General features: G+C 63.2%; 9 protein-coding genes. 3 read left to right on the top strand and 6 right to left on the bottom strand.

Translation table 11 applies throughout. The features are described from left to right. The first annotated feature begins 119 nt into the window (after nt 1-119). Nucleotides 120-731: a peptidoglycan-binding domain-containing protein gene (locus CRO50_RS10390; protein WP_332835671.1), complete on the top strand. Its 612-nt coding sequence runs from the start codon at nt 120-122 to the stop codon at nt 729-731. Nucleotides 732-823: 92 nt separating this feature from the next. On the opposite strand, the gene CRO50_RS10385 is transcribed toward CRO50_RS10390, so the two are convergent. The 6 genes from CRO50_RS10385 to rpiA form a co-directional block, all read right to left on the bottom strand. Beyond that, the gene (locus tag CRO50_RS10385; protein WP_198431761.1) at nt 824-1,462 is read right to left on the bottom strand and encodes an HD domain-containing protein; all 639 of its coding nucleotides are present in this window, start codon (nt 1,460-1,462) and stop codon (nt 824-826) included. 233 nt (nt 1,463-1,695) lie between these two features. Further along, nucleotides 1,696-3,141, bottom strand: coding sequence for a Do family serine endopeptidase (locus CRO50_RS10380; protein WP_232617665.1), 1,446 nt, complete (start codon nt 3,139-3,141; stop codon nt 1,696-1,698). Between the two features lie 494 nt (nt 3,142-3,635). Continuing rightward, nucleotides 3,636-4,637, bottom strand: coding sequence for a protease modulator HflC (gene hflC, locus CRO50_RS10375; RefSeq protein WP_097145819.1), 1,002 nt, complete (start codon nt 4,635-4,637; stop codon nt 3,636-3,638). 12 nt (nt 4,638-4,649) lie between these two features. Continuing rightward, nucleotides 4,650-5,813: an FtsH protease activity modulator HflK gene (gene hflK, locus CRO50_RS10370; protein WP_097145818.1), complete on the bottom strand. Its 1,164-nt coding sequence runs from the start codon at nt 5,811-5,813 to the stop codon at nt 4,650-4,652. A gap of 113 nt (nt 5,814-5,926) precedes the next feature. Beyond that, nucleotides 5,927-7,312 carry a glutathione-disulfide reductase gene (gene gor, locus CRO50_RS10365; protein WP_097145817.1) on the bottom strand — a complete coding sequence of 462 codons (1,386 nt, stop codon included), beginning with the start codon at nt 7,310-7,312 and terminating at the stop codon, nt 5,927-5,929. A gap of 42 nt (nt 7,313-7,354) precedes the next feature. Further along, nucleotides 7,355-8,143 carry a ribose-5-phosphate isomerase RpiA gene (gene rpiA / locus CRO50_RS10360; RefSeq protein ID WP_097145816.1) on the bottom strand — a complete coding sequence of 263 codons (789 nt, stop codon included), beginning with the start codon at nt 8,141-8,143 and terminating at the stop codon, nt 7,355-7,357. A 261-nt stretch (nt 8,144-8,404) separates the two neighbouring features. Here rpiA and CRO50_RS10355 point away from each other — a divergent pair, with 261 nt between their 5' ends. Continuing rightward, nucleotides 8,405-9,775 carry an L-serine ammonia-lyase gene (locus CRO50_RS10355; RefSeq protein WP_097145815.1) on the top strand — a complete coding sequence of 457 codons (1,371 nt, stop codon included), beginning with the start codon at nt 8,405-8,407 and terminating at the stop codon, nt 9,773-9,775. A 315-nt stretch (nt 9,776-10,090) separates the two neighbouring features. Next, complete coding sequence (locus CRO50_RS19930) at nt 10,091-13,936, top strand: hypothetical protein (protein WP_143516894.1); 3,846 nt, start codon at nt 10,091-10,093, stop codon at nt 13,934-13,936. Nucleotides 13,937-14,152 lie beyond the last annotated feature (216 nt).

Raw genomic sequence — 14,152 nt, 5'->3', positions numbered from 1 at the left:
CGCCATTCCAGCCCCTTTCCGTCACGCTCCTGTCAGCGGCCCGGCAATGGTGTCGCCAAAGGCGCTTCCGGGGCGGGCGCAAAAGCTTTAGGCTCTGCCCGAGGCAGAAGGTGCAAGTGATGAACGAGGCAGGCCCCGGCAAGAGCAGCTGGCGCGCAGGCGGGGGCTTTCCCGGCGCGCAGGCGCGGGCCGTGCGCTGTCTTTCCGGGTGGCCCCTGCTGTCGCTCTCGCTGCTCTGCCTGGCAGGCTGCACCCCCGGCCTGCCCGAGTTCCCCGCCCTCGGCACGCCAGAGATCACCCGTATCTACCAGACCCCGCCGCCCGGCTCGGACCCCTCGCAATGCTGGGGCAAGGAGGTGGAGCCCGCGGTGATCGAAACCGTGACTGCACAGATCCTGATGCAGCCCGCCGAGGTGCATAGCGACGGTCGGGTCACCCAGCCCGCGATCTACAAGACCGAGACCCGGCAGGAGATCATCCGCGAGCGTCGCGAGCTCTGGTTCCGGGTGCCCTGCGCGGAAGAGATGACCCCGGCCTTCATTGCCTCGCTGCAACGGGCGCTGGCCGCCCGAGGGCTTTATGCCGGAACCGTCAATGGCGAGATGACGCCCCGCACCCTGCGCGCGATCCGCGCCTACCAGGCGCCGCAGGGCCTGGACAGCGGCATCCTGTCCCTGGCGGCGGCGCGGCAGCTGGGACTGGCAGAGCTGGATCTGCCCGAGGCCGGGTAGCCGCCAGAGGCGGCACATAGAGGGGGCGGGGGGCAAGCCCCCCGCCGGGCCCTGCGGGCGCCAGCCAGGCGCTTTGGGCTGCCCGGCCGCGCTCAGCCCAGCTCTTCGAGAAGCCCGTCGTAGAAGGCGCGCAGCCGGGCGGCGCGCGTTTCGGCCAGGCGGCGCCCGGTGGCAGTGGTCAGGCCGTCGCCAAGGCCCAGAAGCTTGGTCTGGAAGTGATCCAGCGCATGGGCCGCATCATCGAGGGGCCGCCCTGCCGCGGCGGGATCGGTGGCATGGCAGATGACGGCCCCGCGGGCCCCAGCCAGCCAGAGGCAACGCGCCACGCCGATGAAGCCCATGGCATCCAGCCGGTCGGCGTCCTGGAGGATCCGCGCCTCTAGGGTCTCGGGCGGGATCGCGGCGGAATAGCTATGTGCCTCGATCGCATGGGCCACACGGTCGATCTCTGCCCCGTCCCAGTCCAGCGCCGCCAGCACCTCTCTCGCCTTCTCGGCGGCCATGCGCGAGGCGCGCGGCCGCTCGGGCGAGGCCTTGTCGACCCAGATGCAATCATGCAGCAGCGTTGCCGCCAGAAGGATGCGCAGATCGCCGCCCTCGCCCGCCTGGATCTTCAGGGCATTGCGCCAGACCCGCAGCAGATGGGCCTCGTCATGGGCGCCGTCGCGCTTGTCGAAGGCATGGGGCAGCAGGGCGCGGGCGAGCGCGGGATCGGAAAACTGGTCGTGCATGGGCGGCTCCGGGCTTGGGGGTAGCCGAGACATAGCGCCTTCGGGCCATGCTGTCCGCAGGCAGGTGGCTGGCGCGGATCGGTAGTAGGTCGGCCATCGCTGGGCGACGCGCGGCGCAAGCGCCGCTTCAGCGCCAGTGAACACCCCATCCCGGGAAGCATCGGGCCAGGAAACACCGGCTGCGCAAGAAAAAGGGCGCCCGGAGGCGCCCTTTCAACAACAGTGTTTCGGGGTCAGCTGTCTTCCAGCGGCAGCGCCACGAAGCGGGGATCGCCCTCGCGGCGGATCAGCAGCAGGATCGACTTGCGACCGGCCTCCTTCGCCACCGAGATCTGTGCCTCAAGCTCGGCGATCGAGGCCACCTTCTGCTGGCCCGCATCGGTGATCAGGTCACCGGCGCGCACGCCCTTCTCGTAGGCTTCGGCCATCTGGTCGACATCGGTGACCACGAGGCCCTCGATCCCGTCTTCCAGCGACAGTTGCTCGCGCAGGTCCGGGGTCAGCTCGGACAGGGACATGCCCATCATGTCCAGCACCTGCGGGGCCGCGGGCTCATCCTGGATCTGGGCGGCGGGCACGGCGGCTTCCGAGGTCTCGCGGCGACCAAGTGTGACCTTCAGCGTCTCGGTTTCGCCATTGCGCCAGACCGTCACGCGAACCGTCTTGCCGACCTCGGTATTGCCGACCTGGCGCACCAGGCCACGGGTGTCGGCCACGTCCACGCCGTCGAAGCTGACGATCACGTCGCCGGCCTCGACACCGGCCTCCATGGCCGGGCCTTCCGGCACATCGGTGACCATGGCGCCCATGGCCTCTTCGAGGCCCATGGCCTCGGCCATGTCGGGGGTGACATCCTGGATGCGCACACCCAGCCAGCCGCGGCGGGTCTCGCCGTATTCTTCCAGCTGCGCCACGACGCGCTTCACCACGTTCGAGGCCATCGAGAAACCGATACCGATGGAGCCGCCATTGGGCGACAGGATCGCGGTGTTCACGCCGATCACCTCGCCCGTCATGTTGAACAGCGGACCGCCCGAGTTGCCGCGGTTGATGGCAGCGTCGGTCTGGATGTAATCGTCATAGGTGCCCGAAAGCGCCCGGTTGCGCGCCGAGACGATGCCCGCGGAGACCGAGAAGCCCTGGCCCAGCGGGTTGCCCATGGCGACGACCCATTCGCCCACGCGGGCAGTGTCGCTGTCGCCGAAGGAGACATAGGGCAGCGGTGCCTCGGCCGAGACCTTGAGCAGCGCGATATCGGTGTTGGGGTCGGTGCCCACAACCTCGGCGTCCAGCAGGTCACCGTTGAAGAATTCCACCTGGATCTCGTCAGCGTTCTCGATCACGTGGTTGTTGGTCACGATGTAGCCGTCTTCCGAGATCACGAAACCCGAGCCGAGGGCCTGGCTGCGACGCGGACGGGCTTCGCCGCCACCGCCGTTGCGGTCCTGGAACTCGCGGAAGAAATCCTCGAAGGGCGACCCTTCGGGCACGATCGGCGAGGGGCCACCCTCGCGTGCGGTCACCGTGGTCGAAGTGGTGATATTGACCACCGAGGGGCTGATCTTCTCGGCCAGGTCGGCGAAGCTGTCGGGCAACGCACGGGCGGAAATCGCCTGGGCCAGAAGCAGCACCACCGCCAGCAGACCGAGCCAGAGCCCCCGCAGCGGTTGTGCCGTCATGCGGCCTGCCACAGCAGCGGTTCGCGGCCCGGAAACTGCGCGCTCCACGGGGGATCGCAGGGCCATTGCCTGTCTCGTCATTCCCAAATCTCCTTCTTCCTGAAGAAACCCTGGCCGAAGCTTGGTTCGGCCTGATTTGTTTCTAACCTAGGTCCTTCGACGCGCAACACAAAGGCCCGTCGCAGGGCGTCAACAGGATGTGAGACCCCGGTGAGAGGCTTCTTGCCGAAATCGGGGCACAGGCGACCCCCCTCACCCTCCGCGAATTCCCCTTATTTTTCGTAAACTTCCATCGCCATTCCCGCCCCCGAAGGCCAGCTCTGCAAGGGGGTGTGACAAATCACGTCATCCGGAAAAGACGCCTTCCGCGTCGGCATGGCGGCTGTAACAACCGAAGCCCGTGCGCGACGCACGGCCCGGAAAAGCGGCAGGGGCGCGCATGAAAAAAGGGCCGGCCCGAAGGCCAGCCCCTGGTTTTTCGGCCGTGGCGAGCGTTACTCGCTGACCGGCGCCTCTTCGGTCTCTGCCGCGTCGTCGGTCGCGGTATCGCCTTCGGCGGGCACGATGACCTCCTCGGGCGCTTCAGCGGCGGGCTCTGCCTCTACCGGAGCGGCGATCAGGTCGACGCCGGTGGGGTTGAAGGCCTTGAGGTAGGTGAAGAACTCGCTGTCGGGCGAGATCACCATGGTCGAGGTCTCGCCGCGCAGGGCTTTGCGATAGGCCGTGAGCGAACGGTAGAAGTCGAAGAACTCCGGGTCCTCGCCATAGGCATCTGCAAAGACCGCGTTCCGGCGTGCATCGGCTTCACCGCGGATGATATCCGCTTCCCGCTGCGCTTCCGAGACGGTCTCGACCCGCTTACGGTCGGCCTCGGCGCGGATCTCCTGGGCGCGTTCGTTACCGCGGGCGATCTGGTCGGCCGCCTCGCGCTCACGCTCGGCCCGCATCCGGGCAAAGGTCGCTTCCAGGTTTTCCGAGGGCAGGTCGGTGCGCTTCAGACGCACGTCGATGATCTCGAGACCCAGGGATTGCGCCTCGTCGAAGGCACCATCCCGGATACGCACCATCAGCGCCGCACGGTCGGACGAGAGGATCTCGTCGGAGCGGACAGAACCAAGGATCTCTCGGGTCTGCGAGCGCAGGATCGAGTCGAGCCGGGATTCCGCCGCCGCGATGCCGCCCACGCCATTGGCCTGGCGGAACTGGCGCACGTCGGTGATGCGGTAGCGGGCGAAGGCGTCGACCACCAGGCGGCGGTCATCCAGCGGGGTGACTTCCAGCGGGTCGATGTCGCGCGACAGGATACGGTCGTCGTAGGTCACGACTTCCTGGATCAGAGGGATCTTGAAGGCCAGGCCAGGCTCTTCCTTCACGTCGATCACGCGACCGAACTGAAGCACCAGCGCCTTTTCACGCTCGTCCACGATGAAGAAGGACGAGAAACCCACCAGGCCGAGGACCACCACCAGGGGCAGAAGGATCGTTGTCTTGTTCATGATCTCTCTCCCTTACTGATTGGCCGCGCCGGAGGGCGCGAGCTGGTTGAGCGGCAGGTAGGGCAGCACGCCGGAGCCTGCTTCGCCGTCCACGACCACCTTGTTGACGCCACCCAGCACCTCTTCCATCGCTTCGATGTAGAGACGCTTGCGGGTCACGCCGGGGGCCTTGCGGTATTCTTCCAGCACGGCGGAGAAGCGGCTGGCTTCACCCTCGGCCTGGTTGATCACCTGGGCGCGATAGCCCTCGGCTTCCTGGCGCAGCTGCGCCGCCTGGCCTCGGGCCTCGGCGGTGACGCGGTTGGCATAGGCATCGGCTTCGTTGGTCAGTCGTTCACGCTGCTGCTCGGCAGCCTGCACTTCGCGGAAGGCCCCGATCACCTCGGTGGGCGGATCGGCCTTGTCGAAGTTGACACGGATCACCGACATGCCGGCGCCGTAGCTGTCCAGCGTCGTCTGGATCAGGTCGCGCAGACGCTGCGAAATGGCGCCACGATCCCGGTTGAGGATCGGTGCCAGTTCGCTCTGAGCGATGATCTCGCGCATGGCGGATTCCGAGACGGCCGAGATGGTCATCTGCGGATCGCGCAGGTTGAACAGGAACTGGGCCGGATCGGTGATGTTCCAGACGACCTGGAAGTCGATATCCACGATGTTCTCGTCGCCGGTCAGCATCAGGCCCGCATCCGAGCCACGGCCTCCGACACCGACTTCAACGGTCCGTTCGCGGGTCACCGCGATGACCTCGTGGGTGACCAGCGGCCAGGGCGCGAAGTTCAGACCCGGCTGCCCGGTCGAGGAATACTGGCCAAGGAACAGCTCGACCGATTGCTCGTCGGGACGCACGGTATAGACACTGGCAAAGAGCCAGCCGATCACCGCCACGATCACGCCGAGCCCCACCATGGAGCGCGAGACCAGCGGGCCACCGCCACCGGGGGCACCGCCGCCGGAGTTCTGGCCACCACCACCGCCGCCGCCCATCAGGACGCGCAGCTGGTCCTGGCCCTTGCGCACCAGTTCGTCGATATCGGGAATGGAAGGCTTGTCGTCGCGACCACCGTTATTGTTGCCTCCTCCGGTGCCGCGGCCTCCGCCATTGCCGCCCGAGGGCGGTGTCGGGCGCCCGCCCGAGCCGCCGCCTCCTCCCCAGGGGCCACCATTCTGTCCAGCCATTGTCTGCCTTTCTGTCGAACATACTTACCCTCTAGCTGTGCAGCCGGAGGACCAGTTTCAAGTTTTCGCGTGCCGACCAGGCCCCAGGGGGCCCGGCGCCGGCGTCCTCCCGGCTATTCGCCGACGGTCCGCGTCGGATTGCGCATGGTGACGATCTCTTCGGCGGCCGTCGGATGCACTGCTACCGTATTGTCGAAATCCTCTTTCGTCGCCCCCATCTTTACGGCGATGCCGGCAAGCTGGATCATCTCGCCCGCCGCCGGGCCGACGATGTGACAGCCCAGAACCTTGCGGCTCTGCTTGCCGACCACCAGCTTCATCAGGATCTTCTGCGCCGCGGTGCCGGCAAAGCTCTGCTGCATCGGCTTGAAGGAGGTGGAGTAGATTTCCAGCGGTTCGCCGGCCTTCAGGATGGCTTCCTCCTCGGACATGCCAACCGTGCCCATCTCGGGCTGGGTGAAGATCGCCGTGGGGATCAGCGCGTGGTCGGGCTTCTGCGGCACGCCGCGGAACACGGTCGAGACGAAGGCCATGCCTTCGCGGATCGCCACGGGGGTCAGCTGCACGCGGTCGGTGACATCGCCGATCGCCCAGATCGAGGGCACGGCGGTCTGGCTGAAGTCATCGACGACGACCTCGCCACCACGGCCCAGCTCGACACCGGCCTCGACCAGACCCATGCCGTCGGTGTTGGGCGCGCGGCCGGTGGCAAAGAGCACCTCGTCGAAGACCGTCTCGCGGCCCCTGGTGTCGAAGACGCGGATGCCGTCGGCGTCCTTCTCAAGCTTCACCACGTCGGTCTCGACCTGCAGGTCGATGCCCGCGCCGCGCATCTCGTCGGCAATCAGCCCCCGCGCCTCGTCATCGAAGCCGCGCAGCACCTGGGTGCCGCGATAGAATTGCGTCACCTGGCTGCCCAGGCCGTTGAGAATGCCCGCGAACTCGCAGCCGATATAGCCGCCGCCGATGATCAGGATGCGCTTCGGCAGCTCCGCCACGTGGAAGATCTCGTTCGAGGTGATGCCCAGCTCGGCACCCGGCAGATCCGGCTTCACCGGACGCCCGCCCGTGGCCACCAGGATATGCTTGGCGGTCCTGGTGGTGCCATCGGCCAGGCGCACCGTATGGGCATCGGCCACCGTGGCGCGCTGGTCGATCTTGTCGACACCCGAGCCGTCGAGCAGGCGCTGGTAGATGGCTTCCAGCCGGTCAAGCTCGGCCTCCAGCTTGGTCTTGAAGGTATCCCAGGAGAAGCCCTTCTCCTCGATGTCCCAGCCATAGGCGCGGCCCTCTTCGGCCATGCGCCCGTAGCCCGAGGCAAAGACCATCAGCTTCTTGGGCACGCAGCCGCGAATGACGCAGGTGCCGCCGTAGCGGCTTTCCTCGGCGATGGCGACCTTCGCGCCGGTCTCGCCCGCGGCCACCCGCGCGGCGCGCACGCCGCCAGAGCCGGCACCGATAACGAAGAGGTCATAGTCGAAGGGGCTGTCGGCGCTCATGGCAGGGTCCTTTTGGGGTAGTGGTCGCGCGGCGGGGCCGGCTCAGTCCGAGATGTCACGGAACAGGTTGTCGTCCTCGACGAAATCGAGGCGCATGTCCTCGATCGTGCCGTCATTGATATCACGGGTCTCGACCCGGCCCGAGCCGTGACCGATGACCAGCGTGTCGCAGATATCAATGAAAAGCCCGTTTTCAACCACCCCCGGAATCTGGTTCATCACCAGCGCCAGCTCGCGCGCGTTTCCGATACGGTTCAGGTGCAGGTCCAGGATGTGGTTGCCCTCATCCGTGACATAGGGCGCGTCGCCGTTCATCCGCAGCGTGGTGTCGCGGCCCAGCACATCCATCGAGATCAGCATTTCCTCGACCAGCGCCTGCGAGGTCTGCCAGCCGAAGGGGATCACCTCGATCGGCAGGGGGAAGGCCCCCAGGGCCTCGACCTCCTTGGCCGCATCGGCGATGACGATCATCCGGTCGCTGGCGGTGGCGACGATCTTTTCCTGCAGCAGCGCTCCGCCGCCACCCTTGATCAGGTTCAGGTCGCCATCCACCTCGTCGGCGCCGTCGATGGTCAGGTCCAGCCACTTCGCCTCGTCGAGGGTGATGACCTTGATCCCCACCTCCTGCGCCAGCTGCGCCGTGCGGGCGGAGGTCGGCACGCCCGAGATCTTCAGACCCTCGTCGCGCACCCGCTCTCCAAGGAGACGAACCATCCAGGCGGCGGTGCTTCCCGTGCCGAGGCCGACGCGCATGCCATCCTCGACGAAATCCGTGGCCCGTTTCGCGGCAAGGAACTTGGCCTTGTCGATCGGGGAAAGCTCTGAGCTCATCCTGGGTCTCCTTTGTTTGTCGGTTTTATAGGGATTTGGGGGGTCGGATGCGAGAGGGGAATCGCCTGCCTATCCGATCGGAGTGCGACGATCTGCCCGCGCGAGGCTGGCTGCCCTGCCTGGGTCGGTCCAAGGCCCCCTGCAAGCGCCTGCGCGGCAGGCCCCGGCCCGGCCGGATGCCGCGCCCGCGCCGCTGCGGGTCGCTTTCGGTGGCGCCCGGTGGCGGGTCTCCGTTAGGCTGGCGCCAAACAGGGGTATTTCATGTTTCTTTCCGTCTTCGAGATCTTCAAGATCGGCGTCGGCCCGTCGTCCTCGCACACCATGGGCCCCATGGTCGCCGGTGGCCGTTTCCTGGACCGCCTGCGCGCCGCGCCCTTCGAGGCCAAGGGTTTGCGCGCCTCGCTGCATGGTTCCCTGGCCTTTACCGGCAAGGGCCACGCCACCGACCGCGCCACCATCCTCGGGCTGGCGGGCTTCCTGCCCGACACCTACGACAGCGAAAAGGCCGAGGCGGCGCTCGCCGCGATATCGGAAACGGGTCAGGTCTCGCCCCCCGGCCTCGGGGCGCTCTCCTTCGATCCCGGCCGCGACCTCGTGTTCAACTACGACGAGGCCCTGCCCGGCCACCCCAACGGCATGAAGCTGATGGCGCTCGACGCCCAGGGCGACGTGATCCTTTCCGAGGTCTACTACTCCGTCGGCGGTGGCTTCGTGCTGACCGAGGCCGAGCTCGCCTCGGGAGAGGACAAGGCCGAGGGCACCCCCGTCCCCTACCCCTTCAAATCCGCCGCCGAGATGCTGGACATGGCCCGCGCCTCCGGCCTGACCATCGCCCAGATGAAGGCCGCCAACGAGACCGCCCGTGGCCGCCCCGACCTGTCGCAGGGGGTGGGGCGCATCTGGCAGGTGATGTCCGACTGCATCGACCGCGGGCTGAGCAACGAAGGCCTGCTGCCCGGCGGCCTCGCCGTGCGCCGCCGGGCCCGCGCCATCCACGAGGCGCTGAAACAGGAAGCCGGCCGCAACCTCGCCCCGCCCCACGTGGTGAACGACTGGATCTCCTGCTACGCCATGGCGGTGAACGAGGAGAACGCCGCCGGAGGCCAGGTCGTGACCGCGCCCACCAATGGCGCGGCGGGCGTGATGCCGGCGGTGGTGAAATACTGGCTGACCCATGTGCCCACGGCCACCCCGCAGCGCGTCACCGAGTTCTTCCTGACCGCCTCGGCCATCGGCGGGCTGGTCAAGTACAACGCCTCGATCTCGGGCGCCGAAGCCGGGTGCCAGGCCGAGGTGGGCTCCGCCGCCGCCATGGCCGCCGCCGGCCTCTGCGCGGTGATGGGCGGCACGCCCGAGCAGATCGAGAACGCCGCCGAGATCGCGCTGGAGCATCACCTGGGCATGACCTGCGACCCCGTCGCGGGCCTGGTCCAGGTGCCCTGCATCGAGCGCAACGGCCTCGGCGCCATCAAGGCGGTCTCTGCCGCGTCCCTGGCCCTGCGCGGAGACGGCCGCCACTTCGTCCCCCTCGACGCCTGCATCGAGACCATGCGCCAGACCGGCCGCGACATGCACGAGCATTACAAGGAGACCTCGTTGGGGGGCTTGGCAGTGAACGTGCCGAATTGCTGAGGGGGAGTTGGGCGCGAGCGTCGGCTTGCACCCACGGGTGCAAGGAGCAGCATGGCCGCAGGAGCCGTCACTATGAGCGGAAACCAGAAGTTCGCCGCAGGCCCGAGTCGAGACTGGGTACTCGCTGAAAGCAGACCTTATCCAACTGAGAGAACTGCAGGCCCATTCCAGGAAACTCTACGAAGTACTAAAGTGTCATGGTGTGCAGGTGTGACTCACCTAAATGCTAAGCTGGGTAGCTTTTTTTCACTAACTGTTCTAACGCTAGGCTTCTGAACGGCGTCTAAGTGACGCTCGACCAGAGTTGGATTTGCATTGCCAATTTTCGAACCAAAAAAGGATGAGCTGGCGCAGCTAGACGACAGTCAGCTAGAGGAACTCGTTGCCAGACTGTGCGAAGCGGAGCTTACCGCCCGCGGTGGCTACTTGCGTGATGTGAGATGGTCAGGATCTTTGACAGCGCCCGATGGAGGCGTGGATGTCAGGGTTACGGTAACTCGAGAGGGCTTCGACGGAGATTTCATCCCAAGAGCCGACAACGTGTTTCAGGCCAAGGCCAAAAGCATGGCACGCGCCGGAATTCTGGACGAAATGCTTTCGGAAGGAACCCTGAAACGCATCATTTATGAACTCGTTGAAAACAGTGGCTCTTACATCATTGCTTCAACCGAGGACTGTTCTCCGCTGACATACCAGCGCCGTATCGAAGCCATGGCCGAGGCGTTAGTAGGTCTTGATAATTCCAATGCGATCCACGTGGATTACTACGACTGTTCTCGCTTGCACCTATGGCTGCGCCAGCATCCTGCAGTCCAGATGTGGGTTCGTGAGGTGGTTGGAAGACCACTTGCTGGGTGGCGTCCGTTTGGGAGGTGGAGCGCCACTCCTGCAGACGAGAACGACGACCTAATATTGGACGACGGCGTTAGAGTAGTCGTTCCCTCAACCTCTCAACAGCCTTTACCGCTTGGTGAGGCCATAGACGCTGTCCGAAGACTATTTGATACTTCAGGAAAATCAATCAGGATCACCGGCCTTTCAGGTGTTGGCAAATCTCGCTTCGTGCAGGCGCTTTTTGAGGACGGGGTTGGCCACGCTCCTTTGGACCGCACCTCAGTGATCTATGCAGATATCAGCGACGAACCGGAACCCTCCGCTCGCGCCCTAGTCGACGCAATGATTGCGCAGGACGTTTCTGCCACTATTGTTTTGGACAATTGCGCCTCTGACCTACACAATTCTCTGGCTTCGAGGCTCTCCAAGCAAGAGAATTCCCTCCGACTGATTACCGTCGAGTATGATATCCGTGAGGACAAGCCGCAGACCACAGAAGTGGTGCAGTTGGAGGCTTTCGGGCCGCAAATTGCGAAGAAGCTACTCCTCAGAAGGCACCCCGAACTGGGAAATGTGAACGCGGCAAAGATTGCAGATTTTTCAGAGGGAAACGCTCGGCTCGCAATCGCGATTGCTGACGCCGCACCAATCGATGAGACGCTTGGCCGGTTGACGGATGAGGAACTCTTCAATCGTCTATTTTACCAAAGACACGACCTTGACACCGGCCTCAAAGAGCAAGCCGAAGCTCTGTCTTTGGTTTACTCCTTCTCAATCGAAAGTGACGAAGAAGGAGTAGATGAGCTCGCACTTCTGGGCGCGCTGTGTGAACAGACGAGGCTCCGAATGCATCGCGCAGCGCAAACCCTCGTTGATCGGCAAGTTGCGCAGAAGAGGTCGCGCTGGCGAGCCGTTCTGCCACACGCGGTTGCCAACAGGTTGGCTTCCGAGGCCCTTAACAATATTCCAATTGATCAACTCACGGATACCTTTGAGGGAAAGGCAGGCGCGCGACTCTTAAAGTCATTTGGACGCCGCCTCGGTTTCCTACACGAGCACCCCATTGCAGTAGAAATTGTAGATCGATGGATTTCCGACGGGGGCCTCCTATCTGACTTGTCGGCCTTGAACGAACATGGTCGAGAACTTCTGATGCACATTGCGCCTGTTTCTCCGGCTCGAGCACTCGAGTTGGTGGAGACTTCATTTTCAAATCCTGAAACCTTGGCGGCTCTTGAACCACGAGACTCATTTAGGTCGGTAGCGCTCGGCATATTGGTGGGGCTTGCGTATTACCCTGAGTTCTTTGAACGCGCTGTTACTGCGATGCTGGTGGTAGCGGACCACGAAGACCCAGGCAACAATTATGATAGTGTACGAAGTAAGCTAAAGGGTTTGTTTCAAGCATACCTATCTGGAACTCATGCAACTACTGCCCAAAGGGCTGAAATCGTTCGAGCTGCCTTGAACTCTGGCAACGAGACGCGCGTCCAGATTGGCGCCGAACTCTTAGACTCCGCACTTGAGGCTAGCCGTTGGTCAGGCAACAATTCGTTCGAGTTTGGGGCGCGACCTCGAGACTACGGCTACAATCCGAACTTCAAAGAAAGGCTTCAATGGTTTAGGACTTTCATAGACATCGCCTTCGATGGATCCCAATCCAACTCCCAGTCAGTTTCCAAATCGTGCAGAAGGCTCCTTGCCGCGAACTTTCGTGGACTTTGGCGCTACCCCGATCTTCGTGCTGAAATCATCGGCGCTTCCAAAGCCATAAATGACAAGCTGCCTTGGGTAGAAGGTTGGCACGCGGTGCGATCGGCTTTGTACTTTGATTATCGGCGGATCGCAGAAGAGAAGCGAGATGAAGGCGGAGCGGCGCTCCTTGCGTCTCTGGAAGAGAAGCTTGCGCCACAAGACTTACTTTCAGAAATCGAAGCTCTCGTTATTAATCCCGGCAACGATATGTGGTCTTTGGACGAGGACTTCGATCCTGACGAGCCTTCGAAGTATGAAGCTTCGCGCAAGCGTTTAAGTGAGAAAGCGCGGATCTTGGGTTGCCGCTGTCGGCAGTCTGACAGGATGCTTGAGGAGCAAGCCTATCGCTTTTTCAACCCGGGTTGGGCTCCATACCTATTACCCTTCGGTGAAGGCCTGATACGATGCTCTTCAGATTGTCGATCCACATGGGACGCACTCGTCAAGGGCCTCAAGTCCCTAGGTACTAAGCATTTTAACTATGGTGTGCTGTGCGGTGCCTTGAATGAAATTGCGACCACCGATCAGGCCTTGACCGCTATGTTGCTAGATGAAGCCGCCTCTGACGATTTACTCCGTCCAATCATCGTGATGCTCCATCCGCAAGGTAGCTTCTCTGATCAAGACTTCGAGCGCTGCTTGGCGGCACTCCGCGACGCGGACAATCCACATGAGTTCGAAGTACTGTTGTGGCGGGACGAGTATCAAAATGGAGGTTCTGTGAGAGCGGAACAGCTCGCAAGTGTGATGGTGACGAAAGAAGGCGGCGAGAGCGCCCTTTTGGAGGGGCTTTCAATGAGACTTCAAGACAAGGAAGATACAGAAGAACTGTTTGGAAAGCGCTTGCGCAGCCTCGCGCTACGAGCCGCCGCAAAGCAATTACTCGGACACGACAACGACCCCGGTGGAAATGGCGATTACCGAATGAACCGGGTCCTTGGGCACTGCCTCAAGTACGATTGTGATGATGCGGCGATTGGAGAGTTGCTCGACAGCCTATTTGACCCGGCAGACGGCGCCGCAAAGTACTACTATCGATTCGACTCTGCTGTCGCTACTATAGTCAAGTTCTTGTACGACTCCATCCTGACACGTGCTCTTCTTCAAGGCGACATCAAGGATTACAAGCGCTTTCGCGCCTTCGAAGGCAGTTCACACTTTGAGAACCCACTTTCTGAAATCGAACCCACCGATCTTACTGACTGGTGCGAAAACGCGGGCGAAGCCACGGCTTGGAGTTTGGTTGCCCGAGCCATCTCACCATTCGGAAGCGGTCGCGATGGCGGAAACGATAACTTAACGGAACAAGGCTTGGCGCTAGTCGAGGCCTCGCCGAACCCGGTCGAGGTGCTTTCGGTGTTTGTTGCACACATAGTTCCAATGAGTTGGTCTGGCAGTCGCGCAAACATCGTTGGCCAGCGGATAACGGCGCTTGAAGCAATCTCCGAAGCAGCAATTCCAGGAGTGGCGGAATACCTTGCAGAGGTGGTGCCAAAGCAAAGAAAGGTGGAACAGAGAGAGCGCGACCGCGAGGCAAAAATAGACAGAGATGACGAGCAAAGGTTCGAGTGATGATTAGAGGATCGGGTTTCTCGACGCCTCCGATAGCGACTGGGCGGAGACCTGTGTGTTTGGAGCTGCTCAACCTGCCGTATTCAGCGCTTGTTCGGCCCGTTTATCCGGCTTCAAAGTGCTAGCGGGTGTTGGCCTTGCATCGAATGGCGGCTCTGACGGACCGCGCCGCAGCATCTTGACCCATTGGCCAACGGCGACAAAGGGCACGGAAAC

It is taken from the genome of Pseudooceanicola antarcticus (assembly GCF_900215355.1).
In the GTDB taxonomy this organism is placed as follows: domain Bacteria; phylum Pseudomonadota; class Alphaproteobacteria; order Rhodobacterales; family Rhodobacteraceae; genus Pseudooceanicola; species Pseudooceanicola antarcticus.
Note: the sequence above shows the minus strand (reverse complement) of the source record. Positions and strands in the feature narration are given on the sequence as shown.

Bases quoted from the DNA above. Each gene is read 5' to 3' on its own strand.
- CRO50_RS10385 (WP_198431761.1), bottom strand. From the start codon at position 1,462: ATGCACGACCAGTTTTCCGATCCCGCGCTCGCCCGCGCCCTGCTGCCC.
- hflK (WP_097145818.1), bottom strand. From the start codon at position 5,813: ATGGCTGGACAGAATGGTGGCCCCTGGGGAGGAGGCGGCGGCTCGGGC.
- gor (WP_097145817.1), bottom strand. From the start codon at position 7,312: ATGAGCGCCGACAGCCCCTTCGACTATGACCTCTTCGTTATCGGTGCC.
- CRO50_RS10380 (WP_232617665.1), bottom strand. From the start codon at position 3,141: ATGACGGCACAACCGCTGCGGGGGCTCTGGCTCGGTCTGCTGGCGGTG.
- rpiA (WP_097145816.1), bottom strand. From the start codon at position 8,143: ATGAGCTCAGAGCTTTCCCCGATCGACAAGGCCAAGTTCCTTGCCGCG.
- CRO50_RS10355 (WP_097145815.1), top strand. From the start codon at position 8,405: ATGTTTCTTTCCGTCTTCGAGATCTTCAAGATCGGCGTCGGCCCGTCG.
- CRO50_RS10390 (WP_332835671.1), top strand. From the start codon at position 120: ATGAACGAGGCAGGCCCCGGCAAGAGCAGCTGGCGCGCAGGCGGGGGC.
- hflC (WP_097145819.1), bottom strand. From the start codon at position 4,637: ATGAACAAGACAACGATCCTTCTGCCCCTGGTGGTGGTCCTCGGCCTG.